Origin of the sequence: Shewanella sp. GXUN23E, from assembly GCF_050865035.1 — a bacterium.
Taxonomy (GTDB): domain Bacteria; phylum Pseudomonadota; class Gammaproteobacteria; order Enterobacterales; family Shewanellaceae; genus Shewanella.
In genome coordinates this window covers 423,108-446,150 of record NZ_JBOZWP010000001.1, presented here as the reverse complement: position 1 = coordinate 446,150, position 23,043 = coordinate 423,108, and the positions used below count along the sequence as shown (strand labels likewise).

Here is a 23,043-nt window from a genome sequence, read left to right as displayed (position 1 = left end):
CCCAGTGAGAAACAAAGAAGCAGAATGCTAAAAAGAATAATCACGCCTGCGATTGCCGCCGGTGTGCTGCTGTTGACTGCGTGTGCCACTCATCAGTCACCCACAGGTCGCAGCCAGATGCTGATGCACAGTGAAGCGGAAATGGCCCAGCTGGGACAGGTGTCGTTTGCTCAACTTAAGCAGCAGGAAAAAGTCAGTCAGGACCCGGCGCTCAATGCCTATGTCAACTGTGTCGCTGAGAGGATCTCCGGCGTGCTGCCACCTCAGCAGTGGGAAGTGGTGGTGTTCGATTCACCTCAGGTGAATGCCTTTGCTCTGCCCGGCGGTTATATTGGGGTTTATACCGGATTGCTTGGCGTCGCTGAAAATGCCGATCAACTGGCGGCAGTGATGGGCCACGAAGTCGCTCATGTGCTGGCTCATCACAGCAACGAAAAGGTGTCTCGTTCACAAATGACGGGAACCGGATTGCAACTGCTCAATATTGGACTGGCCGCGTACGGCGTAGAAAGTGCCGCAACCATTACTCAATTGGCGGCGCTGGGCACCAATGTGTTTTTCACTCTGCCCTATGGTCGTGAGCAGGAAACAGAGGCTGATATCATGGGCGTGGAATTAATGGCCCGGGCCGGATTTGACCCGGAGGCGTCAATCGCCCTGTGGCACAACATGGCTAAAGCGAGCAGTGGTGCACCGCCGGAAATGCTTTCGACTCACCCATCTCACAGCACCAGAATCAAGGAACTCAACGCGCAGCAGCAGGCTGCCAAGCCCTTGTATCAGGCGGCCAGACAGCAGTCCAGGACAGTGTGCCGAGCACCAAAATGATAAATTCCGGGCGACAGTCCTTGGAGTGAAGGGATGTCGCCCACATATAAAGAGACAGGAAGTTGTAAACGAGTCTCTATGAAAAAAATTATCTCCGCAGTGATGATGTCGCTGGCAGTGGCGCTGCTCAGTGGCTGCGATACCCACACTTCGCCTACCGGGCGCAATCAAACCCTGTTGTTTTCTGATACCGACATGGCGCAGATGGGCCAGGCGAGTTTTACCCGGATGAAGCAAAATTTGCCCATCAATCGCAATCCGGCACTCAATGCCTATGTGGATTGCATTACTTCAAGGCTGCTGGAGGCATTGCCTCAGGCCAGCGGGCAACACTGGGAAGTGGTGGTGTTTGACTCGCCTCAGGTCAATGCCTTTGCGCTGCCCGGTGGGTATATCGGGATTTACACAGGTATGCTCAGGGTCGCCAACACCCCGGATGAACTGGCGGCTGTGATAGGTCATGAAATTGCCCATGTGCTTTCCAGCCATGGCAATGAGCAGGCTTCGCGCAGCGAGATGAAAAACTGGGGATTGAAAGCGATCGACTGGGCGCTGGATATGGGCGAGGTCGAGCACAGGGATATGGTGATGGCAGCGCTGGGATTGGGCGCAGAGGTCGGGATCAGTTTGCCGTTTGGCCGGGATCAGGAAACCGAGGCGGATATCATTGGACTGCAATTGATGGCGCGGGCCGGATTTAATCCTCAGGCGGCCATTGCCCTGTGGCAAAATATGGCGCGGGTGTCGGGCCGTCAACCTTTGGAAATTCTGTCAACCCATCCCTCCCACGACAGTCGCATTGAGGATTTGTCGGCGCAGCAATCTCAGGCTCAGGCGATTTACCTTAAAGCAAGAACCAATAGCTTGCCTGTGTGTCGCTTGCCCTGAGTTACCGGTTGAGAGGGGTAATAGGGAAATAAGGCAAAAGGGAATGAGCTGTATGGACAATGGCCGTTGCTGCTGCGTATCAGCAATCACTGAAAAATCAGTGCCTGCGCGCGCGGGTCAGTATGTGATACAATTCGCGCCGCAAAACTTATCACTAACAGAGAGTAACCTATTATGTCTGAGAAGTTCTCCACAGTAGAACAGCAAGCCAGCTATGGCGTGGGTCGTCAACTGGGCGAGCAGCTGAAAGCCAACTCTTTTGAAGGGATTGATATCTCTGCTGTACAGGCTGGTCTGGCTGATGCGTTCGACGGTAAGGAGAGCGTGGTCTCCATGCAGGATATGCAGATCGCCTTCACTGAGATCAGCCGTCGTCTGCAGCTGGCGCAGGAAGAAGCTGCGGCAGCCGCTTCTGCCGAAGGTGAAGCTTTCCTGGCTGAAAATGCCAAGCGTGACGGTGTATTTACCACAGAATCTGGTCTGCAGTACGAAATCATCACTGAAGGTAACGGCGCCAAACCTACCTACAATGACACTGTACGCACCCACTACCATGGTTCTTTCATCAACGGTGACGTGTTCGACAGCTCTGTGGTTCGTGGTCAGCCTGCTGAATTCCCGGTATCCGGCGTGATCGCCGGTTGGACCGAAGCGCTGCAACTGATGCCAGCCGGTTCCAAGTGGAAGCTGTATGTGCCTTCGCACCTGGCTTACGGTGAGCGTGGTGCCGGTGCCTCTATCCCTCCATACTCCACTCTGGTATTTGAAGTCGAACTGCTGGATGTTCTGTAAGCAGGTTTAAGTACCTCGATTTCAACAAAAACGTCGGCCTGGCCGGCGTTTTTTTATGGCTGAAATTTGCTCATTGAGATTTTTCCCAATCAAAGGCTGAGTTTAGGTAGAATCGCTGAAAAGATTTCAGTGATTTTCAGGGAGTAAAGTATGAGCGGACATACCCGGGTTGCTATCGTCGGTGCTGGCGGTCGCATGGGACGCACCTTAATTGAAGCAACGCAGAATTTCCCGGGCATTATTCTGGGGGCCGCGATTGAGCGCCCGGATTCCAGTCTGCTTGGTTGTGATGCCGGAGAGCTGGCGGGTATTGGGAATCAATCCGTGTCTTTGGTCAGCAGTCTGGATGAGGTCGCCGAGCGCTTTGATGTACTGATTGATTTTACTTCGCCTGAAGGCACGCTGGCGCACCTGGACTGGTGTGTCCGCCACCAGAAAGCCATTGTCATTGGCACCACAGGTTTCAATGCCGCGCAGAAGGAGCAGATTGCGGCGTTCGCTGAGCAGACGCCGGTAGTGCTGGCGCCCAACATGTCTGTCGGGGTTAACCTGATGTGGAAGCTGTTGGAACTGGCGGCTGAAGTCATGGGCGAATACACGGATATTGAGATTATTGAAGGTCACCACAGATTCAAGAAAGATGCGCCCAGCGGCACTGCACTGAAAATGGGTGAGGTAATCGCCAATAAGCTGGGGCGTGATCTGGAAAAGTGCGCAGTTTATGGCCGCGAGGGCATTACCGGCGAGCGTGACCGCGAAACCATAGGTTTTGCCACTATCCGTGCCGGCGACCTGGTGGGGGAACACACTGCCATGTTTGCCGATATTGGTGAGCGACTGGAGATTACCCATAAAGCGTCGAGTCGTATGACCTTTGCTAATGGTGCAATGCGTGCCTCTTTATGGTTAGTCGATCAGGATGCCGGGCTGTACGATATGCAGCAGGTGTTAGGGTTAAGTTAACAAAGGCCGCCGTCAGGCGGTTTTTTTTGGAATTTTTTTCCAGTTTAGAAAGTGCTGCTGTAGACGCATCTAAAAACGCGAGGTATAATCCTCGGAATTTGTCAAAATTTCGCAAATAAGGCGGAATTTGGTATTTTAACTATTCAAAAAATTAACATTTTCAGTGGCTTGTCTTTTCGGAGGTCGCGTTGACACAGTCTGCCTTACTCGTACTCGAAGATGGATCCGTATTCCGAGGTACCGCAATTGGAGCGGATGGAATCGCTGTTGGAGAAGTCGTTTTTAACACTTCCATGACAGGGTATCAAGAAATATTGACCGATCCCTCCTACTCCCGCCAAATCGTAACGTTAACCTACCCCCATATTGGTAATGCCGGAACCAATTCAGAAGATACAGAATCCAGCAGCGTTCATGCCTGTGGTCTGATCATCCGGGATCTTCCCCTTCTCGCCAGCAACTTCCGCAATCAGCAATCCCTCAGTGATTACCTAAAAGCCAATAAAGTGGTGGGCATTGCTGATATCGATACCCGTCGTTTGACCCGTATTCTGCGTGAAAAAGGTGCTCAGGCCGGATGTATCCTGGTTGGCGACATGGACGAAACCAAAGCGCTGGAAGCTGCCAAGGCATTTCCGGGGCTGAAAGGCATGGATTTAGCCAAAGAAGTGACCACTGAGTCTGCTTATCAGTGGCGTAAAGGAAGCTGGCGTCTGGAAGGCGGATTACCTGCCGATACTCCAGCGGATGAGCTGAAATTTAAAGTCGTGGCATACGACTATGGCGTCAAAACCAACATTCTGCGCATGCTGGTTGACCGTGGCTGTGATGTCACTGTAGTACCGGCGCAAACTCCGGCCAGTGAAGTGCTGGCGATGAACCCCGATGGTGTGTTCCTGTCCAACGGCCCGGGTGACCCGGCGCCATGTGACTATGCCATCAATGCAATTAAAGAAATCCTGACTACCGACATCCCTGTATTCGGCATCTGTCTGGGTCATCAGCTGCTGGCTCTGGCCAGTGGTGCTCAAACGCTGAAGATGAAGTTCGGTCACCACGGTGCCAACCACCCGGTAAGCGATATCGACAAAGGCACTGTGATGATCACCAGCCAGAACCACGGTTTTGCTGCTGACGAAGCCACGCTGCCGGCCAACATCAAGGTGACTCACAAGTCACTGTTTGATGGTTCGCTGCAGGGTATCCATCTGACTGACAAACCTGCGTTCAGCTTCCAGGGCCACCCTGAAGCCAGCCCAGGACCACACGACTGCGCGCCTTTGTTCGACCACTTTATCGAACTGATCGAACAGTACCGTCAGACCGCCAAGTAACAGAATTCGGAGCAGAGAAGTAAGCCATGCCAAAACGTACAGACATTCAAAGTATCCTTATCCTGGGTGCCGGTCCGATTGTAATCGGCCAGGCCTGTGAGTTTGACTACTCAGGTGCACAGGCCTGTAAAGCCCTGCGCGAAGAAGGCTACCGTGTGATTCTGGTGAACTCCAACCCAGCCACCATCATGACTGACCCGGAAATGGCCGATGCCACTTACATCGAGCCTATCCACTGGGAAGTGGTGCGTAACATCATCGCCAAAGAACGTCCGGACGCCATTCTGCCTACCATGGGCGGCCAGACAGCACTGAACTGTGCGCTGGAACTGGAACGTCAGGGCGTACTGGCCGAGTTCAATGTCGAAATGATCGGCGCCACTGCCGATGCCATCGACAAAGCAGAAGACCGCTCACGTTTCGACAAGGCCATGAAGTCCATCGGCCTGGAATGTCCCCGCGCTGGCATTGCCCACAATATGGAAGAGGCCTTTGGCGTGCTGGATGAAGTGGGTTTCCCCTGCATTATCCGCCCGTCATTCACCATGGGTGGTTCAGGCGGCGGTATCGCTTACAACAAGGAAGAGTTTGAAGAGATTTGCAGCCGTGGTCTGGATCTGTCGCCAACCAAAGAGCTGCTGATTGACGAGTCGCTGATCGGCTGGAAAGAGTACGAGATGGAAGTGGTCCGTGACCGCAACGATAACTGCATTATCGTGTGTGCCATCGAAAACTTCGACCCAATGGGTGTACACACAGGTGACTCTATCACTGTGGCCCCGGCGCAGACCCTGACCGACAAGGAATACCAGATCATGCGTAACGCCTCCATGGCGGTACTGCGTGAAATCGGTGTGGAAACCGGTGGCTCCAACGTGCAGTTCGGTATCAACCCCAAGACTGGCCGTATGGTGATCATCGAGATGAACCCGCGGGTATCCCGTTCATCTGCGCTGGCCTCCAAGGCAACCGGTTTCCCGATTGCCAAGATTGCCGCCAAGCTGGCCGTGGGTTTCACCCTGGATGAGCTGTCCAACGACATCACTGGCGGTAAGACCCCAGCCTCGTTCGAACCTGCCATCGACTATGTGGTAACCAAGGTGCCACGCTTCAACTTCGAAAAGTTTGCCGGTGCCAATGACCGTCTGACCACTCAGATGAAGTCTGTGGGCGAGGTGATGGCCATTGGCCGTACTTTCCAGGAGTCGTTGCAAAAAGCCTTGCGTGGTCTGGAAGTAGGCCGTCATGGTCTGGATCCGATTGTTAATGTTGACGATAGCGACGCTCTGCAGAAAATTCGCCACGAGCTCAAAGAGCCTGGTGCAGACCGTATCTGGTACATCGCTGATGCGTTCCGCGCCGGCCTGTCCATGGATGCCATCTTCAAGCTGACCAACATTGACCCCTGGTTCCTGGTGCAGATTGAAGATCTGATTAAGTCAGAGAACAAGGTGCGTGAACTGGGTTGGGCCAACCTGGATGCCGACTTGCTGCGTCAGCTCAAGCGTAAAGGTTTCGCTGATGCGCGTCTGGCTGAACTGCTGGGCATCAGTGAGAACGAACTGCGCAAGACCCGTCACCGCTTTGAAATCTACCCGGTTTACAAGCGAGTGGATACCTGCGCCGCTGAGTTCTCTACTGACACCGCTTACATGTACTCGACCTATGAGGAAGAGTGTGAAGCCAATCCATCCAGCCGTGACAAGATCATGGTGCTGGGCGGTGGTCCAAACCGTATTGGTCAGGGTATCGAGTTCGATTACTGCTGTGTGCACGCGGCGCTGGCGCTGCGCGAAGATGGCTTTGAAACCATCATGGTTAACTGTAACCCAGAGACAGTATCGACCGATTACGATACCTCCGACCGCCTGTACTTTGAGCCGGTAACCCTGGAAGACGTACTGGAAATCGTGCGGGTTGAACAGCCAAAAGGCGTCATCGTGCAGTACGGTGGCCAGACGCCACTGAAACTGGCCCGCGCGCTGGAAGCTGCAGGTGTGCCTGTTATCGGTACCAGCCCTGATGCCATCGACCGCGCTGAAGACCGTGAGCGCTTCCAGCAGGCGGTGCAGCGTCTGGGCCTGAAGCAGCCTGAGAACGATACCGTCACCACAGTGGAAGGTGCAGTACTGTCAGCCGAGCGTATCGGTTACCCACTGGTGGTGCGTCCATCCTACGTGCTGGGCGGCCGCGCTATGGAAATCGTTTATGACGAGCAGGATCTGCGCCGTTACTTCAACGACGCGGTCAGTGTATCCAACGCTTCTCCTGTTCTGCTGGACCGCTTCCTGGATGATGCCACTGAGGTGGATATCGATGCCGTATGCGACGGCAAAACAGTCGTGGTTGGCGCCATCATGGAGCACATCGAGCAGGCCGGTGTTCACTCAGGTGACTCTGGTTGTTCACTGCCGCCATACACTCTGTCCAAAGCCATTCAGGATGAGATGCGCGAGCAGGTCAGCAAGCTGGCATTCGAGCTGGGTGTAGTCGGTCTGATGAACGTGCAGTTCGCGGTGAAGAATAACGAAATCTATATGATTGAAGTTAACCCTCGTGCTGCCCGTACCGTGCCGTTCGTGTCCAAGGCGACCGGTGTGCCGCTGGCCAAGATTGCGGCCCGTGTGATGGCGGGTAAGTCGCTGCAGGAGCAAAACTTCACCCAGGAAGTTATCCCACCATACTACTCAGTCAAAGAGGTAGTGTTGCCATTCAACAAGTTCCCGGGTGTTGACCCGCTGCTTGGCCCTGAAATGCGCTCTACCGGTGAAGTGATGGGTGTGGGTGATACCTTTGCCGAGGCGTATGCCAAGGCGCAGCTGGGTTCGGTGAAGGATATTCCGAAGAAGGGCCGCGCGCTGCTGTCTGTTCGCGACAGTGACAAAGGCCGCGTTGCCGACCTGGCCGCCAAACTGGTGGAACTGGGTTACGAGCTGGATGCCACCCATGGCACGGCTGTGGTGCTGGGTGAAGCCGGTATCAATCCACGTCTGGTGAATAAGGTACACGAAGGTCGTCCACATATTCTGGATCGCATCAAGAACGGTGAGTACACCTACATCGTCAACACCACTGAAGGTCGTCAGGCGATTGAAGACTCCCGTCAGCTGCGTGGCGGCGCACTGCGCTACAAGGTGCAGTACACCACTACACTGAATGCGGCATTTGCGACCTGTATGGCATCGACTTCCGATGACCGCAGCAAGGTCAACTCAGTGCAGGAGTTGCACGAGCGTGTGAACCAGCGATAATCTCAGGTTCAATTTGTGAAAAGGCCGCAATTGCGGCCTTTTTTCTATCTGTCGGTCAGCTTATGCTCTAGGCGCAGCAGTCACAGTAATTTATGGAGTGGTATTAATGGAAAAATGGTTGTTGGTGCTTTGCTATATTGCTGGTTTCTATCTGGCCCAGCGTCAGCTCAAAGTCTGGGTTGGGCAATTGGCACGCTTTCGCAATGTCGGTCCGGCCCGGGTGGCCCTGGTGGTACGTTTCCTGACGGGTTTATTGCTGTTTGTGACCGTGTCCCTGATTGCAGTGACTTTTGGGCTCGGTTATCAGGACGTCAGTCTGTTCGTTTCTTCCATTTTTGCCGTGCTGGGGGTGGCCTTGATTGCCCAGTGGTCGATTCTCAGTAACCTGACCGCCGGCATTTTGATTTTCTTTGTGTTTCCCTATCGCATTGGCGAGCGCATTAAAGTTGTGGATAAAGACGAGGATATCAGTGGTGAGATCCGCGAAATTGCCCTGTTTCATGTGCTTATCGTCCGTGACAACGGTGATTTAATCACTTATCCCAACAGTCTGATGTTGCAAAAGCCGGTACTGAAATTGGCTGCCAAGAGTCCTGATCTGTTTGAAACCCGGCTGCCCGCTCAGCCCGAGTCAAAATCTGAGACGCAAGGTACTCAGTCCGCCGCGCAATAATTGCCGAACCATACCAGCAAGGTGCCTGAGTGTGAGACAGGCACCTTGCCCCCATCGGTTTATCTCTCTACAATCCGCAACCTGAATTTTCTTCATGTTGTTAGATGAATGATTGATGTATCAGTGTTACCCCTTTATCTGACAGCTGTGCTGGCACTGCTGTTGATCCCCGGCCCGGATATGTTGCTGATCACCTCGGCCAGCCTCAGCTATGGCCGCCGGGTTGGCGTGTGGGCCAGTATCGGCAATGCGACATCCGGTATTATTTTGACTTTGCTAGCGGCGATGGGAGTCTCGGCTTTGGTAGCCATGAGCCCGCTGGCGCTGGAAGCGCTCAAGTACATAGGTGCTGCGTATTTGGCATGGATGGGGTGGGGGTGTCTGCGGACTACTGACACAGGTGAAACCGAAGCGCCGCAAGTGCGCAAGAATCTGGGTAAGCAGTTATATCGCCAGGCGGTGATCAGCAACCTGCTTAATCCCAAGGCGCTGATGTTTTTTGTGCTGTTTCTGCCACAGTTTGTGTCATCCAACATTGCCGCGTCATCCGGTGAACAGATGCTGGCACTGGGGTTGCTGCTGAATCTGGCCGGGCTCAGTTTTAACCTGTTGCTGGTCGCGCTGGTGGGGACTTTGGGACAGGCGCTGCTTAATCATCCCGGATTCAGGATATGGCAGAACAAGGTGATGGGGGCCGTCTTTCTACTGCTGTCGGTGTGGCTGCTGACTTCTCAAATCAATACTCAGGCGATGGCGATCTAGCCCTCTACGTTGAGCAATGCAACTGGACCGTCTGCTCCAGCCGCAAGCCTTACAAACAAGGCGCCAATGGCGCCTTGTGTCTTTCTGTAAAACCACAGATTAAGCCGTCGTCAGTTGTCCTTTTTGACCGCGGGTTTGGTTTTTTGCAGTTCTTTCAAATACTGTTGCTCACCCTTGCGTTTATGCGCTTCATGGGCCTGTATTTCCTGCTGCTTGAGCCCTTTAACCGTGGCGACTTCTGCCTGATGTTGTTGCTCGCCTTTACGTTTGGCAGCATCAGTAGCCTTTTGCTCGGGTTCCTGTGCCGCCTGGATTGTGGCAGCCATCATCAGGCTACACAACAGGGATAAAACTGCTTTGCGCTTGGTCAGCATACCTTTCTCCATCATCAAGTGTGACGATTCAGTATAGCGCCGGGGTTAGTGTTTAATCACCTGTTATCTTAATGCCAGCACATCCGCATCAGGATTTGCCATACTCCACCAAAGTATGGCGATATAATTCCAGCAAGGCCGTATCGTTAACCTGGATTGCAACCTGTTGTTTTGGTGCATGTTCCCACTCGTCGTGGCCATGAAGGCGGGTATCTGTCTTTTGCAGTGTCATGCCTTCTGCGCAACCATCCAGCACCACCCGCACCGGTCCATTTCGCAGCGTGAACAGCGCCGGGTTAATGACATATGCCACCGCTGAAGGGTCATGCACATGGCAGCCGGCCAGTCCCAGCTTGTCTGAGTAAAACTCCAGGTAGTAGCGACTGACTTCGTGCAGGAAGCGGCCCGCTTCGCCAGCATCATCTTTAAGTTGCTCAAGGTAATCTGCGGAAAAGAAGCTTTCTTCGGTGACATCCAGCCCTATGATGATGACAGGCCAGTCGGCAGTGAATACGCTGTCTGCGGCATGAGGGTCGTCATGGATATTGGCTTCGGCAAAGGGGGTGACGTTACCTCTGTGACCATTTTCGCCAAAGGCGCCGCCCATAATAACCACCTGCTTTACCCATTGGGTGATTTGTGGCTCGGCCTGCAGTGCCAGCGACAGATTGGTCAGTGGGCCAACGGCAACCAGAGTAATTTCCCCCGGATGTGCCTTTAGCTGGTCAATGATGTATTGGTAAGCCGGACGGGCGTCGACTTTGTCCAGATCCATTGGTCCGGCGTGCAGATGCCCGAATCCGGTTTCCCCATGAACAATTACTGTTGGACCGACGGGCGGGCGTGTCAGCGGCTTGTCTGCGCCCTGAGCGACGTCATAGTTGCAGTTAAATTTCTGTTTCAGATACAGCGCATTATTAGTGCCATTTTCGATAGTGGCATTGCCAAATACTGTGGTCAGCGCCAGCAGTTCAATGTCCGGGTGAGCTTCTGCAAACAAAATTGCCATAGCATCATCGATGCCGGGATCTGTATCTATGATGATTTTTTGAGTCATTATGATCTTCAGCTGGTAGGGTAGAGCGCTATTCTAGCGTTAACCTCCTGCCAGGCAATGTGACGCCTGACAAGGCCAGATGTGATGCGGGGGCGGCAACCGTTCAAGTGTCCAAGGCTTGAGCAAAAACATAATAAATTTGTGAATTTAGTGGCGCTGCAGCGGGTACGGACTAAGCTTGAAATGACACCCGATGGTCTGCTGGCGGCAAGACCATCGTCTTGGGCATACTCAGGTATGCCCTCTTTTTTTGTCGGTACGACTGGCGTTTAAATTGACTGCTTATGGTGGCAGATTGGGCTGAATGTCGCCGCTTTCGCTGATGTTAAGTTGCGTATCTGTGGCAGCCTGCGCTTGCCTGCTCACGCAGGTAATCCATTCCCGACAGAAAGCCAGCGAACATCTTCAATGCCAGAAACTGGCCAAATTCAGTGACCCGGTAATTTATTCCCTGTTTAGCCAGTGCACCACAGGCCATAAGATATGCCATCTCCAGTGGCAATGCCTGCCACAGATTCTGGCCTGAATGTGCTTTGAATTGAGCGGCATCGAGATAACCGTGGCCCATCATTATCATCAGTTCATGGCGTCGCAGCGCCTTGCTATCCAGCTGTTTTTCAAATCTGATCCCGGGAAGGTTGGGGTTGGCATGGATACCGGCAATGTAATCGTGAATATCAAAACTGGACACAAAAAAGCGTTGCCCGAAGCGCCCGAACGCACCGCTGCCAACGCCAAGGCAATCTTCACCATCAAGCACATACTTGTGCGCTGTCAGACCAGGCTGACGACGGTTGAAGTTCCAGGGGAATTGCTGGTCGAAGGATTGTCCCAGGCAATGACGCACGCTGATAAACTGATGCCACAGATATCTGTCGGGTCCCATAATTGGCGCACACTTTTTACGATTTTTACCTATCCCCGGGGTCAGTGGATAAGTGGTAATTTGTTCCGGAGCCAGTGCCATTGCCTGCTCCAGATCCCGGTATACCGAATCCGGTGTCTGTCCGGCAAAGCCGTACATCATGTCCAGATTGACGGTCGGGAACAGTTGAATTGCCTGGCTGATGTAGTCAGCCTGCTCTCGCCCTGAGCCAAATTTTTCAAATCGCCCGGTGGCTTTGAGTATTCGGTCTTCAAAGCTCTGTACGCCTATTGACATCCGGTCGATTAAGCCCCGCAAATGCTCGGGATTGCCCTGCCTGAAATAGAAAGGGTCACTTTCACAGGTGACTTCCCGGATTGGTGTCATTGAGCGGATAAGCTCTATCGTTTTTATCAGTTCATCTTCCAGAATCGTAGTCGTGCCCCCTCCCAGATAAACCCGATTGAAACGGTAACCCATTCGCAATACTGCGGTGATTTCCTGACGTAGGGCCACGAAGTATGCACGGGCCAGGGACTCGTCAAATTTCACCTTATGAAACGAGCAATAGCGGCACAGGGTATGGCAAAAGGGGATATGAACATACAGGGTTTCAATGGGAGTGTCCGGCACCTGAGGAGGTTCGGTAAGCGCAGTGGCGTTCGCCAGCGACAGCGAACAACGGATCTGCCGGTTCATCACTTTATCCATAGTGGTGACAGCGGCAACGGACAACAGGCCGTGGGAGTTGGTATCCATATCATTTCCCTGAAAGATGTTTGCGCTACAGGTTAAAAAAATGCTGGAAGAGGAACTGTCGAATACTCCAAGCTTTAGGTAAATTTATGATTCAGTTGTTTAAATTGTCGGGTAACGCACAAATATTAGACCGCTTGTTTTCACCGGATAGCGGAATAATTGACTGAAAGTTGCTGCTCTAATCGAAAGATACAGCTGCGATGAGCAGGCGGATTACCGCTGCTCATCTCCGGGGTAAGGTTTGGCTGTTCAGGGTTGCTGTTTGGTGGCAGCCAGCACAATTTCCCGTACGCAGACGTTTTGCGGTTGCTGCCAGGCAAACAAGGCGGCCTGGGCGATAGTTTCCGGCATAATCACGCCGCCCATTTCAGTTTTCCAATCCTGATAACCGGCCTTGATGGCTTCGCTGGTGGTGTGGCTCAGCAGCTCGGTTTCCACCGCGCCAGGGGCAATGGTGATGACCCGGACGTTGTCCATGGCCACTTCTTCACGAATGTTCTCGGTCAGTGCATGAACGGCGAATTTGGTGGCGCAGTAAGCGGCATGATTGGGGAAGGTTTTGCGACCGGCGATGGAGCTGACATTGATGATAGTACCGGTATTGCGGGCCTTCATGTCGGCGAGCACCGCATGAACGCCATTGAGGACGCCCATCACATTGATATTCAACATGCGGCTCCATTCGCCCGGGTCCTGTTCGTGCGCCAGACCCAACAACATTACGCCAGCGTTGTTGATCAGGCAGCCGACCTTACCGAATTTGGACTCACCTTCGGTAATGGCGGCTTTGAATGCTTCACCGTCGGTGACATCCAGGCTGAGACACAGAGTGTTGGGCAGTGCCAGCGCCTGCATTGGCTCGAGGCGACGGGCCAGTAACAGCAAAGGGTGTCCGGCCTGACTGAATGCGCGGGCCATGGCGGCGCCAATGCCGGATGATGCGCCTGTGATGACAACCAGTGGTTTATTCATAATAAGTTTCTCTCTTGGCTAAGCAGATGAATAGGTGGGCCGGCCGGACCTGAATGGACGCAGTATAGGGAGGTGAGTCATATAGGAAAAATACATATTTTGATTGGTTGTGATAGTCTGCGCCTATGAATAACCCTGAGGGTATCTGCTGTGGTCGATTTACGTTTACTCAGATTTTTTATCGCTATTTTTGAAGAGCGCAATATTACGCTGGCGGCGCAGCGTTGCCATGTTAGTCAACCTTCCCTGTCAGCCGGTTTAAAACAGCTCGAAGAAGAGCTGGGCGGCGCGCTGTTTGAGCGCAGCAAAAAGGGAGTGGTTGCGCTGGACAGTGCTCACTACCTTTACCCGCTGGCGGTGAAATTGGTAAAAGAGGCCGGTGCGCTGCCTTCGTTGTTCAGGCAAAAAGCGGCGAGGCAAAAACTGCGGATTGCGGTGATGCCGGATCTCAGTCAAAGACGCCTGGCAAGGTTGCTCAGCCGGGTCAATCAGGCGGTGGAGCGACTGGATCTGGAGTTGGTGGACTACCACAGCGCGGCGGATTGTCGGCTGACTTTGGATGCTCTGAAGCGGGAAGATGAAGTGTTTATGCCGTTGTGGAGTGAGGACTATGTACTCTGTGTTCCCAAAGGGCATGAGCTGGCACAAAAAACGCTGGTAGAGCCTGCCGATCTCAATGGTTATGACTTTATTGAATGTCCGCCCTGTGAGGCACATCAGCAAACGATTGGCTTGTTGGCTTGTGCCGATATGTCGCTGAATCTGGTTGCGAAAGCCGAACACAAGTCACAGGTGATGTCGCTGGTGCTGGCGGGATTTGGCATCAGCTTCCTGCCCGATGGCCTGGTTGAAGATGAACCCAGACTTGAGCTGGTGCGGTTCAATGGCCCGCGCATGTACCGGCGCATAGGCCTGTGTTACCCGTCCCATCAGACATTGAATCCAGTGATCAGTCAGTTGATCCTGGGGCTGTCGCTTGAGCCTGAAGTCGCCGGCGACTGAGTCTGACTTCCCAAAGCGTATGGAGAATAAGGGTGCCCAGTACCAGGCCACCACCGATGAGATCGTTCACTGAGGGTTCATTGCCGATGAACAGGTAAACCAGCAACGGACCGAGCAGGATCTCCAGCAGCAGGATCAAACTGGTTTGCGCGGCGGGAATATACTTGGGAGCCCGCGAGATACACAAATAGGATGCAGGCACTACAATGCCACCGAGGATCAGGGCATATTTCAACTGCGCAAAGGGAACGTCCATTGGCCTGGCACCCTGATATAGCGCAAACAGCGCTATCATCACGCCTGCACAAATCAGATAGCTGGCAGCATTACGGCCCAGAGTTGAACGCATGATAGTCAGATACACCGAGGTTGATATGGCGGTGACCAGTGCGTACAGATCACCCTCAATCTGTCCCGGCACGGGGGCATAGGCAAAAATCAGCCATACCCCGCCGACGGCGGCGCCGATAGCGACTATGGTATGCAGCGGCAATCTGTCTTTCAGCACGACAAAGGCGATTATTGCGGTAAACAGTGGTGCGGTATTGACGATGACAAGAGTGCTGGCCACCTGGGTATGATCCAGTGACAGCACAAAACATACTGTGGATGCAGTGAATAGCGTGCCGACAGCCAAAGTACTGAGTGAAGGTGGCAGCAAGCGGGTGGTCAATTCCTCACGATTGAACAGTATAAGTACCAACAGCAAACTCAGCGCTTGCATACTGCCGCGCCAGAACAACAGATCCCAAGGCGTGGTGTCGGTCAGACGCACCAGCAAACTGTCGAAGCTGAGGATCAGGATCCCGGCTAGCGCCAGGGAAATACCGCGCTGGGTGGGTGACATGGATTACGTCCCCTATTTGAGCGAATACTCACTTATAATGGCTGGCGACGACAGACGCAATAGGGACGCTGTTGCCACTTCATGTCAGTGAAACGCCTGTCATGCACGGTAAATTTTTTTTCGGTTTCTGCTATAGCGAATCTGAGCAGGCTTAGGTAAGCTGTTACCAATTTCTGAGTTGTGGTGTCCAGTGCGCATTCAGGCGCAAAATCATCCGGTATTTTAGCTGTGCGGGCCTTGAGCCTGCACGGGCTGCTTTTGTTTGACAGGAGACGAAAGAGAATTATGAATAAGGTTCCTATGACAGTTGTTGGTGCCGAGCGTTTGCAAAAAGAGCTTGATATGCTGAAGTTTGAGCGCCGTCCACAGATCACGGAAGCCATTGCGGCAGCCCGTGAGTTGGGGGATCTGAAGGAAAACGCTGAGTACCACGCTGCCCGTGAAGAGCAGGGACTGTGCGAAGCCCGTATCCGTGATATCGAAGGTAAACTGTCCAATGCGCATATTATCGATGTCACCAAGATGGAAAACACCGGCAAGGTGATTTTCGGCGTTACCGTGACCATCATGAATCTGGATACTGAAAAAGAAGTCACCTATCGTATTGTTGGCGATGATGAAGCCAATATCAAAGACAATCTGCTGTCAGTGAATTCTCCTATTGCCCGTGGTCTGATCGGCAAGAATGAAGGTGATGAGGTCAGCATTCAGACACCCGGTGGTGTAACTGATTTTGAAATCGTCAGCGTGGAATATATTTAATCTAGATTTCAGCTGGATAAGGTACAAAAAAGCCGCTCATTACTGTTAAGTAGTAGAGCGGCTTTTTTTGTGGCAGGGATGACTATCAGCGTGCTTTTGGCAGCGCGATTTTCATCTCTTCTGACTGGCGATACAGCACAGCGTTGTGACCAATCAGCTGGACATTGACTGCGCCGGTTTCGCGGACGATGGCATCGACAATCGCGAGTTTAACTTCGCGGTCAGTAGTAGGCACTTTCACCTTGATCAGTTCATGGTGCGACAGTGCATTGTCGATTTCAGCCAGTACGCCCTCAGTCAGGCCGTTGGCCCCGAGCAGTACCACTGGCTTTAAATTGTGCGCCAGTCCTTTGAGGTACTGTTTTTGTTTGGTGGTCAGGTTCATTTATACCAACTTTTGCTGAGTTACCGTTGAAAAACGGGTATTCTACCCTCATATAGGCTTAGGTGTAACTCTCATTTTGTTTTGGGAAATCGATGTCAGGTAAAAAACGTTCGGCCAGCTCCACCCGTTGGATGCAGGAACACTTTGATGATCATTATGTAAAGCTCTCACAAAAGCGTGGGCTGCGTTCCCGCGCGGCTTTCAAGCTGGAAGAGATACAACAGAAAGATCAGCTGATTAAACCCGGTATGACGGTGGTGGATTTGGGGGCTGCGCCTGGCGGATGGTCGCAGATTGCTGTGAAGTTGGTGGGGGAGCAGGGCAAGGTTATCGCCTGTGACATTTTACCGATGGACCCAATCGTTGGTGTCGATTTTCTGCAGGGTGATTTCCGCGAAGACAAAGTACTGGATGCGCTGCTTAACCGGGTGGGCGCAGATAAGGTGGATGTCGTATTGTCAGATATGGCACCCAATATGAGTGGCAGTGGTGGGGTTGACCAGCCGCGCGCAATGTATCTTGTTGAGCTAGCATTGGATATGTGTCATCAGGTACTGGCACCTAACGGCAGCTTTGCGGTGAAGGTGTTTCAGGGCGAGGGCTTTGACGAGTATATGAAGGCCGTGAAAGAGGCTTTTAAAACTGTCAAGACCCGCAAACCGGATTCGTCACGTCCCCGTTCAAGGGAGGTGTATCTGGTGGCGACCGGGTATAAGTTGTAGTAACCTAGCGACTATCATCGCAGGACTTTAATGAGGTCTAAGAACTTGAGTGACATGGCAAAAAACCTGATTCTCTGGGTCGTCATCGCAGTAGTGCTGATGTCGGTTTTCCAGGGTATTTCCCCCACTTCGTCCTCAGCGTCGAAGATGGACTATTCAACCTTTGTTCAGGATGTGGAAAACAACCGAGTTGCCACTGCTGAATTCAAGGCGGATCAGCGGACCATAGTTGGCACCATGCGCAGTGGTGAGAAATTCACTACCATCATGCCCATCTATGATCGTGACCTGATCAACGATCTGTTGAACAAAGGGGTGAAAGTCAAAGGCCAGGAAGCCGAAGAATCCGGTTTCCTGACTCAGATATTTATCTCCTGGTTCCCAATGTTGCTGCTGATTGGCGTGTGGATTTTCTTCATGCGGCAGATGCAGGGCGGCGGTGGCAAAGGCGCCATGTCCTTTGGCAAGAGCAAAGCCAAGCTGATGAGTGAAGATCAGATTAAAACCACTTTCGCGGATGTAGCCGGTTGTGATGAGGCTAAGGAAGAAGTGAAAGAGTTGGTGGATTATTTGCGTGATCCCACCAAATTCCAGCGTCTGGGTGGTCGTATTCCCACTGGTGTATTGATGGTTGGTCCTCCGGGTACAGGTAAGACTTTGCTGGCCAAAGCCATTGCCGGTGAAGCCAAGGTACCGTTTTTCACTATCTCCGGCTCTGACTTCGTTGAAATGTTTGTGGGTGTGGGTGCTTCCCGTGTGCGCGATATGTTTGAGCAGGCGAAAAAGTCCGCTCCGTGCATTATCTTTATCGATGAAATCGATGCGGTAGGTCGTCAGCGTGGTGCCGGCTTGGGCGGCGGTCACGATGAACGTGAACAAACCCTGAACCAGATGCTGGTAGAAATGGATGGTTTTGAAGGTAACGAGGGGATTATCGTTATCGCCGCAACCAACCGTCCGGACGTGCTTGACGCCGCACTGTTGCGTCCTGGTCGATTCGACCGTCAGGTTGTGGTCGGTCTGCCGGACGTGCGTGGCCGTGAGCAGATCCTCAAAGTTCACATGCGCAAAGTACCCATCGGTGAAGATGTTAAAGCCAGCGTGATCGCCCGTGGTACACCTGGATTTTCCGGTGCTGATCTGGCCAACCTGGTGAACGAAGCGGCACTATTTGCTGCTCGCGGCAACCGTAAACTGGTCGGCATGGAAGAATTTGAGCGTGCCAAAGATAAAATCATGATGGGGGCTGAGCGCCGCTCCATGGTTATGTCTGAAGAAGACAAGATGATGACGGCCTATCACGAAGCCGGGCACGCGATTGTAGGTTATCTGATGCCGGAGCATGACCCCCTGCATAAAGTGACCATCATTCCCCGTGGCCGCGCATTGGGGGTGACCTTCTTCTTGCCGGAAGCGGATGCGGTCAGTCAGAGCCGTCGTAAGCTCGAGTGCCAAATCTCAGTGGCTTATGGTGGTCGTCTGGCGGAAGAGCTGATCTTTGGTGAAGAGGCTGTGTCGACCGGTGCGTCGCAGGATATTAAGTACGCCACCTCGATTGCCCGCAATATGGTGACTCAGTGGGGCTTCTCCGACAAATTGGGACCATTGCTGTATGCAGAAGAAGAGGGCGAGGTATTCCTCGGTCGCTCAATGGCCAAAGCCAAGCATATGTCGGATGAGACTGCTGCGATTATCGATAATGAAATCAAAGTGATTATTGACCGCAACTATCAGCGCGCCAAGCAGATCCTGGTGGAAAATATGGATATTCTGCACTCGATGAAAGACGCACTGATGAAGTATGAAACTATTGATTCTCCTCAGATTGATGATCTGATGGCACGTCGTGAAGTTCGTCCTCCTGCAGACTGGCAGGACGACAACCATAGTGGCAGTAATGGTTCCAGCTCTCAGGGTGGACAGGCGGTAAAAGCCAGCGATGCCCCTGTGCAGGATGCTGAAATCAGCGGTGCCGATGAGTCTGTGGCTAAATAGTCCGATAGTTCATGATTGACAGAAAACCCCGGAAGGGGTTTTCTTGTTTTTGTTTCAGGCCAACTGACGGCTGGCCTGAACCGATAGACCAAAGTTATAAAGGAGTTTGCTCTTGTATCAGCTTTTTGCCCACGGACATACCCTGGTGCTTGATACCCCGGTGGTGATGGGAATATTGAATGTTACCCCGGATTCTTTCTCTGACGGCGGCATGTTTGCGGCGTTTGAGGCGGCCTGTCGTCATGCCGATGAAATGGTGACTCAGGGAGCTGGCATTATTGATATCGGGGGGGAGTCAACCCGCCCGGGGGCGGCGGAAGTTTCTCTGCAGGAAGAGCTTAAGCGGGTTGTCCCGTTGGTCGAGTATGTGGCCGCCAATCACAATGTGTGGATTTCTGTTGATACCAGTAAGCCTGAAGTCATGCGTCAGGCAGTGGCTGCCGGTGCGCATCTTATCAACGATGTCAGGGCATTGCAGGCACCCGGCGCTCTTGAAGCAGCAGCTGAACTCGGTGTGCCAGTCTGCCTTATGCATATGCAGGGGCAGCCCGAAACCATGCAGGACGCCCCTTGCTATGAAGATATCATTAAAGATGTGAAGGCATTTTTTGACGAACGTATTGAGGCATGTGAAGCCGCGGGGATAACGAAAGAGCGTCTGCTGCTTGATGTGGGGTTTGGTTTTGGCAAAACGCTGGAACACAATTATGAGCTGTTGGCCAATCTGGATAGTTTCCACGAATTTGGCTTGCCCTTGCTGATTGGCCTGTCCAGAAAGAGTATGATTGGCAACTTGCTGGGGCGTGCCCCTGTGGAGCGCATGGCTGGCAGTCTGGCCGGTGCTTTGGAATCCCTGCATCGAGGTGCTCATATCATCCGTGTTCATGATGTAGAGCAGACAGTGGATGCAGTGAAAGTATTTAATGTCTGTCGCCGGTTAACGCGCTGAACCGACGCCAGCGCAAATGGATTTGCTTTTTTGATGTGGTAAGGATTAGAAATGAGAAAGTTTTTTGGAACTGATGGGATCCGTGGCAAGGTCGGATCCGGCACTATGACTCCCGAGTTGGCTCTCAAATTGGGCTGGGCCGCAGGGCGGGTATTGAGCCGTACCGGCACCCGCAAAGTGATTATTGGCAAAGATACCCGGATATCGGGGTATTTGTTTGAATCGGCACTGGAAGCCGGCTTATCTGCCGCGGGGCTGAACGTGATGTTGATGGGGCCCATGCCAACTCCGGCTGTCGCTTATCTGACCCGCACCTTCCGTGCAGAAGCCGGCGTAGTGATCAGTGCTTCGCACAATCCCTATTACGATAACGGCATCAAATTCTTCTCTACTGACGGCAGCAAGCTGGACGATGAAGTCGAGCTTGCCATTGAAGCCGAGCTGGAAAAACCGATGGAGTGCGTGGAGTCACGTCTGCTTGGCAAAGTGTCTCGTATCGATGATGCCGCTGGCCGCTACATCGAGTATTGCAAAGGTAACTTCCCTGCCGACCAAACGCTGGAAGGACTGAAAATTGTGGTTGATTGTGCCCATGGCGCGACCTATCACATTGCGCCCAGTGTGTTTCGAGAGCTGGGGGCTGAGGTGATTTCCATCGGTGTGACACCAAACGGTATCAACATCAATGACAAAGTCGGTGCCACCTCAATGGGGGCGATTTGTGCTGCCGTGACCGAGCACCAGGCCGATCTGGGTATTGCCCTGGATGGCGATGGTGACCGCATCATGATGGTTGACCGTCATGGCAATGTTATTGATGGCGATCAGATCCTTTATATCCTGGCCTGCGAAGCTCAATCCCGCGGCACGCTGACCGGCGGTGTGGTTGGCACACAAATGTCCAACCTGGGACTGGAGTTGGCGTTGAAAGCCCGTGACATTCCGTTCGCCCGCTCGAAAGTAGGTGACCGTTATGTGATGGAGCTGCTGAAAGAAAAGGGCTGGCGCATCGGTGGTGAGAATTCCGGTCATATCCTGGATTTAGACCATGGCACCACGGGGGATGGCATTGTCGCCGGTATTCTGGTGCTGGCAGCCATGCAACGTCAGGGCAAACCTTTTGAAGCTATGGTGGACGGGTTGACCATGTTCCCTCAGGTATTGGTCAACGTGCGCTTTGAAGGCAAGGATGATCCACTGCTGCATCCTGAAGTCATCGGCGCCAAAGAGCAGGCCGAAGTTCAGCTGGGTGAAACCGGACGGGTGTTGCTGCGCAAGTCTGGTACAGAGCCATTGCTGCGGGTGATGGTAGAAGGCGCCGATGCCACAGAGGTGACTGCACTGGCCAACATGATCGCAGATACAGTCAAGCGGGTTTGTGCCTGATTGGACTCGTTATCGGGCGGTGCCGAGCAATCCGCGCCGCCTTTTATTTTTAAATTGCACAATGTTTTAGCTGTGAGAGTAAAAAGTAAGCATTCTCGCCGTTTATGCTAAAAATTACGATTTTGGGTATTGTAACTTCAGGATCGGTTCGCTATTATTCACGCCGCTTTCAGAGGAGACAGAGATGGCACTCAGACGTCCAATGGTTGCTGGCAACTGGAAAATGAATGGCGATGCGCAGTTGGCGCAAGACCTGTTCAAGAAGTTCGCTGCCAAGCTCCAAGATGATTCAGCGGAAGTGGTGCTTTGTCCACCTTCGATTTACCTTGAAAGTGTCAGGCAGTTACTGGAAGCGAATAAAGAAGCTTTAAATGGTTGCCTGGTAAGAATGGGTGCTCAGAACCTGAGTCAGCACGATTTTGGTGCCTATACAGGTGAAGTGTCCGGCAAGATGTTGAAAGATGCCGGTTGCCGATATGTTATTATCGGTCATTCTGAACGTCGTCGTATGTACGGCGAAACCAGTGACATAGTTGCAGAAAAATTTGCTGCAGCACAGAAGCACGGTTTAACCCCTATCTTGTGTGTGGGTGAATCCGGTCCGGCACGTGAAGCAAGACGTACCTTTGAGGTGATTGCTGAAGAGTTGGATGTGGTCATCGAAAAGAACGGTACCATGGCTTTTGATAATGCGATTATCGCTTACGAGCCTTTGTGGGCAGTAGGGACGGGTAAGAGCGCAACCCCAGAGCAGGCACAGGAAGTACATGCGTTTATTCGCAAGCGTCTCTCTGAAGTGTCTCCATTTATTGGGGAAAATATCAGAATTCTTTACGGTGGCAGTGTAACCCCAGGTAATGCTGCAGACCTGTTCGCCCAACCTGATGTTGATGGTGGACTGATTGGCGGAGCCAGTTTAAACTCGAGCGAGTTTTTAAGTCTGTGTTCCATAGCAATGAGCGCGTAATATGTACAATGTACTGATTGTTGTCTACTTGCTGGTGTCGATCGCCCTGATTGGTTTGATCCTCATTCAGCAAGGCAAGGGTGCCGATATGGGCGCATCCTTCGGTGCCGGTGCTTCCGGTACTTTGTTTGGCTCCAGTGGTTCAGGTAACTTTCTGACCCGGAGTACTGCGATTCTGGCTATCGCGTTTTTTGTACTGAGTCTGGTTATTGGTAACCTGAGTGCAAACCACGCCAAGTCAGTTGATTCGTGGAATGATTTAGGCAATGCTGCCGAGCAAACTCAAACTGCTCCTCAGCCAGCCAAGCAGTCACAGGATAAAATTCCGGACTGATAACGATTTTGCCGAGGTGGTGGAATTGGTAGACGCGCAGCCTTGAGGTGGCTGTGACCTAACGGTCGTGCGGGTTCAAGTCCCGCTCTCGGCACCATCATAAAATCACTGAGTTCATACTATTTTGAATGGGCTTGGCGATTGCAAGTTGAGGTGAAAGCCAATATACTTGCACC

General features: G+C 52.6%; 22 protein-coding genes and 1 tRNA gene. 17 read left to right on the top strand and 6 right to left on the bottom strand.

What is annotated here, in order from left to right:
• The first annotated feature begins 24 nt into the window (after positions 1-24).
• From ACRRUX_RS01895 to ACRRUX_RS01860, 8 genes are all read left to right on the top strand, one after another.
• A complete protein-coding gene (locus ACRRUX_RS01895; protein WP_432526599.1) occupies positions 25-828 on the top strand; it encodes a M48 family metallopeptidase in 804 nt (267 codons plus the stop codon).
• 78 nt (positions 829-906) lie between these two features.
• The gene (locus ACRRUX_RS01890) at positions 907-1,716 is read left to right on the top strand and encodes a M48 family metallopeptidase (RefSeq protein WP_432526597.1); all 810 of its coding nucleotides are present in this window, start codon (positions 907-909) and stop codon (positions 1,714-1,716) included.
• A gap of 174 nt (positions 1,717-1,890) precedes the next feature.
• Complete coding sequence (locus ACRRUX_RS01885; protein ID WP_432526595.1) at positions 1,891-2,508, top strand: FKBP-type peptidyl-prolyl cis-trans isomerase; 618 nt, start codon at positions 1,891-1,893, stop codon at positions 2,506-2,508.
• A gap of 150 nt (positions 2,509-2,658) precedes the next feature.
• Complete coding sequence (gene dapB / locus ACRRUX_RS01880) at positions 2,659-3,471, top strand: 4-hydroxy-tetrahydrodipicolinate reductase (RefSeq protein WP_432526593.1); 813 nt, start codon at positions 2,659-2,661, stop codon at positions 3,469-3,471.
• A gap of 188 nt (positions 3,472-3,659) precedes the next feature.
• Entirely contained in the window at positions 3,660-4,805 is a 1,146-nt protein-coding gene (gene carA / locus ACRRUX_RS01875; RefSeq protein ID WP_432526591.1) for a glutamine-hydrolyzing carbamoyl-phosphate synthase small subunit, read from the top strand.
• 26 nt (positions 4,806-4,831) lie between these two features.
• Positions 4,832-8,056, top strand: a complete 3,225-nt coding sequence (gene carB / locus ACRRUX_RS01870; protein ID WP_432526589.1) for a carbamoyl-phosphate synthase large subunit — start codon at positions 4,832-4,834, stop codon at positions 8,054-8,056.
• A gap of 106 nt (positions 8,057-8,162) precedes the next feature.
• The gene (locus ACRRUX_RS01865; RefSeq protein WP_432526587.1) at positions 8,163-8,729 is read left to right on the top strand and encodes a mechanosensitive ion channel domain-containing protein; all 567 of its coding nucleotides are present in this window, start codon (positions 8,163-8,165) and stop codon (positions 8,727-8,729) included.
• 108 nt (positions 8,730-8,837) lie between these two features.
• A complete protein-coding gene (locus tag ACRRUX_RS01860) occupies positions 8,838-9,491 on the top strand; it encodes a LysE family translocator (RefSeq protein WP_432526585.1) in 654 nt (217 codons plus the stop codon).
• A gap of 110 nt (positions 9,492-9,601) precedes the next feature.
• Here ACRRUX_RS01860 and ACRRUX_RS01855 read toward each other — a convergent pair whose 3' ends face one another.
• From ACRRUX_RS01855 to ACRRUX_RS01840, 4 genes are all read right to left on the bottom strand, one after another.
• Positions 9,602-9,865, bottom strand: a complete 264-nt coding sequence (locus ACRRUX_RS01855) for a hypothetical protein (protein WP_432526583.1) — start codon at positions 9,863-9,865, stop codon at positions 9,602-9,604.
• An 88-nt stretch (positions 9,866-9,953) separates the two neighbouring features.
• The gene (locus ACRRUX_RS01850) at positions 9,954-10,922 is read right to left on the bottom strand and encodes a nucleoside hydrolase (RefSeq protein ID WP_432526581.1); all 969 of its coding nucleotides are present in this window, start codon (positions 10,920-10,922) and stop codon (positions 9,954-9,956) included.
• 325 nt (positions 10,923-11,247) lie between these two features.
• Positions 11,248-12,546, bottom strand: a complete 1,299-nt coding sequence (locus ACRRUX_RS01845) for a coproporphyrinogen III oxidase family protein (protein ID WP_432526579.1) — start codon at positions 12,544-12,546, stop codon at positions 11,248-11,250.
• Between the two features lie 249 nt (positions 12,547-12,795).
• Positions 12,796-13,518, bottom strand: a complete 723-nt coding sequence (locus tag ACRRUX_RS01840) for an SDR family oxidoreductase (RefSeq protein ID WP_432526577.1) — start codon at positions 13,516-13,518, stop codon at positions 12,796-12,798.
• Between the two features lie 150 nt (positions 13,519-13,668).
• On the opposite strand from ACRRUX_RS01840, the gene ACRRUX_RS01835 reads away from it, so the two are divergent.
• Complete coding sequence (locus ACRRUX_RS01835) at positions 13,669-14,520, top strand: LysR family transcriptional regulator (RefSeq protein ID WP_432526575.1); 852 nt, start codon at positions 13,669-13,671, stop codon at positions 14,518-14,520.
• On the opposite strand, the gene ACRRUX_RS01830 is transcribed toward ACRRUX_RS01835, so the two are convergent.
• A complete protein-coding gene (locus tag ACRRUX_RS01830; protein ID WP_432526573.1) occupies positions 14,468-15,367 on the bottom strand; it encodes a DMT family transporter in 900 nt (299 codons plus the stop codon). The two genes, ACRRUX_RS01835 and ACRRUX_RS01830, sit on opposite strands and share 53 nt — an antisense overlap.
• Positions 15,368-15,652: 285 nt before the next feature.
• Between ACRRUX_RS01830 and greA the strand changes: the two genes are divergently transcribed.
• Positions 15,653-16,129: a transcription elongation factor GreA gene (gene greA, locus ACRRUX_RS01825; protein WP_432526571.1), complete on the top strand. Its 477-nt coding sequence runs from the start codon at positions 15,653-15,655 to the stop codon at positions 16,127-16,129.
• An 85-nt stretch (positions 16,130-16,214) separates the two neighbouring features.
• On the opposite strand, the gene yhbY is transcribed toward greA, so the two are convergent.
• Positions 16,215-16,514, bottom strand: coding sequence for a ribosome assembly RNA-binding protein YhbY (gene yhbY, locus ACRRUX_RS01820; RefSeq protein WP_432526569.1), 300 nt, complete (start codon positions 16,512-16,514; stop codon positions 16,215-16,217).
• A 92-nt stretch (positions 16,515-16,606) separates the two neighbouring features.
• Between yhbY and rlmE the strand changes: the two genes are divergently transcribed.
• From rlmE to ACRRUX_RS01785, 7 genes are all read left to right on the top strand, one after another.
• Positions 16,607-17,236 carry a 23S rRNA (uridine(2552)-2'-O)-methyltransferase RlmE gene (rlmE, locus tag ACRRUX_RS01815; protein WP_432526567.1) on the top strand — a complete coding sequence of 210 codons (630 nt, stop codon included), beginning with the start codon at positions 16,607-16,609 and terminating at the stop codon, positions 17,234-17,236.
• A gap of 30 nt (positions 17,237-17,266) precedes the next feature.
• On the top strand, positions 17,267-19,231 hold the full coding sequence (gene ftsH / locus ACRRUX_RS01810) for an ATP-dependent zinc metalloprotease FtsH (protein WP_432526565.1): 1,965 nt from the start codon (positions 17,267-17,269) through the stop codon (positions 19,229-19,231).
• A 112-nt stretch (positions 19,232-19,343) separates the two neighbouring features.
• On the top strand, positions 19,344-20,180 hold the full coding sequence (gene folP, locus ACRRUX_RS01805) for a dihydropteroate synthase (protein ID WP_432526563.1): 837 nt from the start codon (positions 19,344-19,346) through the stop codon (positions 20,178-20,180).
• Between the two features lie 51 nt (positions 20,181-20,231).
• Positions 20,232-21,566 carry a phosphoglucosamine mutase gene (glmM, locus tag ACRRUX_RS01800; protein WP_432526561.1) on the top strand — a complete coding sequence of 445 codons (1,335 nt, stop codon included), beginning with the start codon at positions 20,232-20,234 and terminating at the stop codon, positions 21,564-21,566.
• Positions 21,567-21,750: 184 nt separating this feature from the next.
• The gene (tpiA, locus tag ACRRUX_RS01795; RefSeq protein ID WP_432526559.1) at positions 21,751-22,533 is read left to right on the top strand and encodes a triose-phosphate isomerase; all 783 of its coding nucleotides are present in this window, start codon (positions 21,751-21,753) and stop codon (positions 22,531-22,533) included.
• 1 nt (position 22,534) lies between these two features.
• The gene (secG, locus tag ACRRUX_RS01790) at positions 22,535-22,867 is read left to right on the top strand and encodes a preprotein translocase subunit SecG (protein WP_432526557.1); all 333 of its coding nucleotides are present in this window, start codon (positions 22,535-22,537) and stop codon (positions 22,865-22,867) included.
• Positions 22,868-22,877: 10 nt separating this feature from the next.
• Positions 22,878-22,964, top strand: a tRNA-Leu gene (locus ACRRUX_RS01785).
• The last annotated feature ends 79 nt before the right edge of the window (positions 22,965-23,043 follow it).

What these genes read in the sequence shown, in the direction of transcription:
- ACRRUX_RS01895 (WP_432526599.1), top strand. Translation starts at nt 25, where the DNA reads ATGCTAAAAAGAATAATCACGCCTGCGATTGCCGCCGGTGTGCTGCTG.
- ACRRUX_RS01890 (WP_432526597.1), top strand. Translation starts at nt 907, where the DNA reads ATGAAAAAAATTATCTCCGCAGTGATGATGTCGCTGGCAGTGGCGCTG.
- ACRRUX_RS01885 (WP_432526595.1), top strand. Translation starts at nt 1,891, where the DNA reads ATGTCTGAGAAGTTCTCCACAGTAGAACAGCAAGCCAGCTATGGCGTG.
- dapB (WP_432526593.1), top strand. Translation starts at nt 2,659, where the DNA reads ATGAGCGGACATACCCGGGTTGCTATCGTCGGTGCTGGCGGTCGCATG.
- carB (WP_432526589.1), top strand. Translation starts at nt 4,832, where the DNA reads ATGCCAAAACGTACAGACATTCAAAGTATCCTTATCCTGGGTGCCGGT.
- ACRRUX_RS01865 (WP_432526587.1), top strand. Translation starts at nt 8,163, where the DNA reads ATGGAAAAATGGTTGTTGGTGCTTTGCTATATTGCTGGTTTCTATCTG.
- ACRRUX_RS01860 (WP_432526585.1), top strand. Translation starts at nt 8,838, where the DNA reads ATGATTGATGTATCAGTGTTACCCCTTTATCTGACAGCTGTGCTGGCA.
- ACRRUX_RS01855 (WP_432526583.1), bottom strand. Translation starts at nt 9,865, where the DNA reads ATGCTGACCAAGCGCAAAGCAGTTTTATCCCTGTTGTGTAGCCTGATG.
- ACRRUX_RS01850 (WP_432526581.1), bottom strand. Translation starts at nt 10,922, where the DNA reads ATGACTCAAAAAATCATCATAGATACAGATCCCGGCATCGATGATGCT.
- ACRRUX_RS01845 (WP_432526579.1), bottom strand. Translation starts at nt 12,546, where the DNA reads ATGGATACCAACTCCCACGGCCTGTTGTCCGTTGCCGCTGTCACCACT.
- ACRRUX_RS01840 (WP_432526577.1), bottom strand. Translation starts at nt 13,518, where the DNA reads ATGAATAAACCACTGGTTGTCATCACAGGCGCATCATCCGGCATTGGC.
- ACRRUX_RS01830 (WP_432526573.1), bottom strand. Translation starts at nt 15,367, where the DNA reads ATGTCACCCACCCAGCGCGGTATTTCCCTGGCGCTAGCCGGGATCCTG.
- greA (WP_432526571.1), top strand. Translation starts at nt 15,653, where the DNA reads ATGAATAAGGTTCCTATGACAGTTGTTGGTGCCGAGCGTTTGCAAAAA.
- yhbY (WP_432526569.1), bottom strand. Translation starts at nt 16,514, where the DNA reads ATGAACCTGACCACCAAACAAAAACAGTACCTCAAAGGACTGGCGCAC.
- rlmE (WP_432526567.1), top strand. Translation starts at nt 16,607, where the DNA reads ATGTCAGGTAAAAAACGTTCGGCCAGCTCCACCCGTTGGATGCAGGAA.
- ftsH (WP_432526565.1), top strand. Translation starts at nt 17,267, where the DNA reads ATGAGGTCTAAGAACTTGAGTGACATGGCAAAAAACCTGATTCTCTGG.
- glmM (WP_432526561.1), top strand. Translation starts at nt 20,232, where the DNA reads ATGAGAAAGTTTTTTGGAACTGATGGGATCCGTGGCAAGGTCGGATCC.
- tpiA (WP_432526559.1), top strand. Translation starts at nt 21,751, where the DNA reads ATGGCACTCAGACGTCCAATGGTTGCTGGCAACTGGAAAATGAATGGC.
- secG (WP_432526557.1), top strand. Translation starts at nt 22,535, where the DNA reads ATGTACAATGTACTGATTGTTGTCTACTTGCTGGTGTCGATCGCCCTG.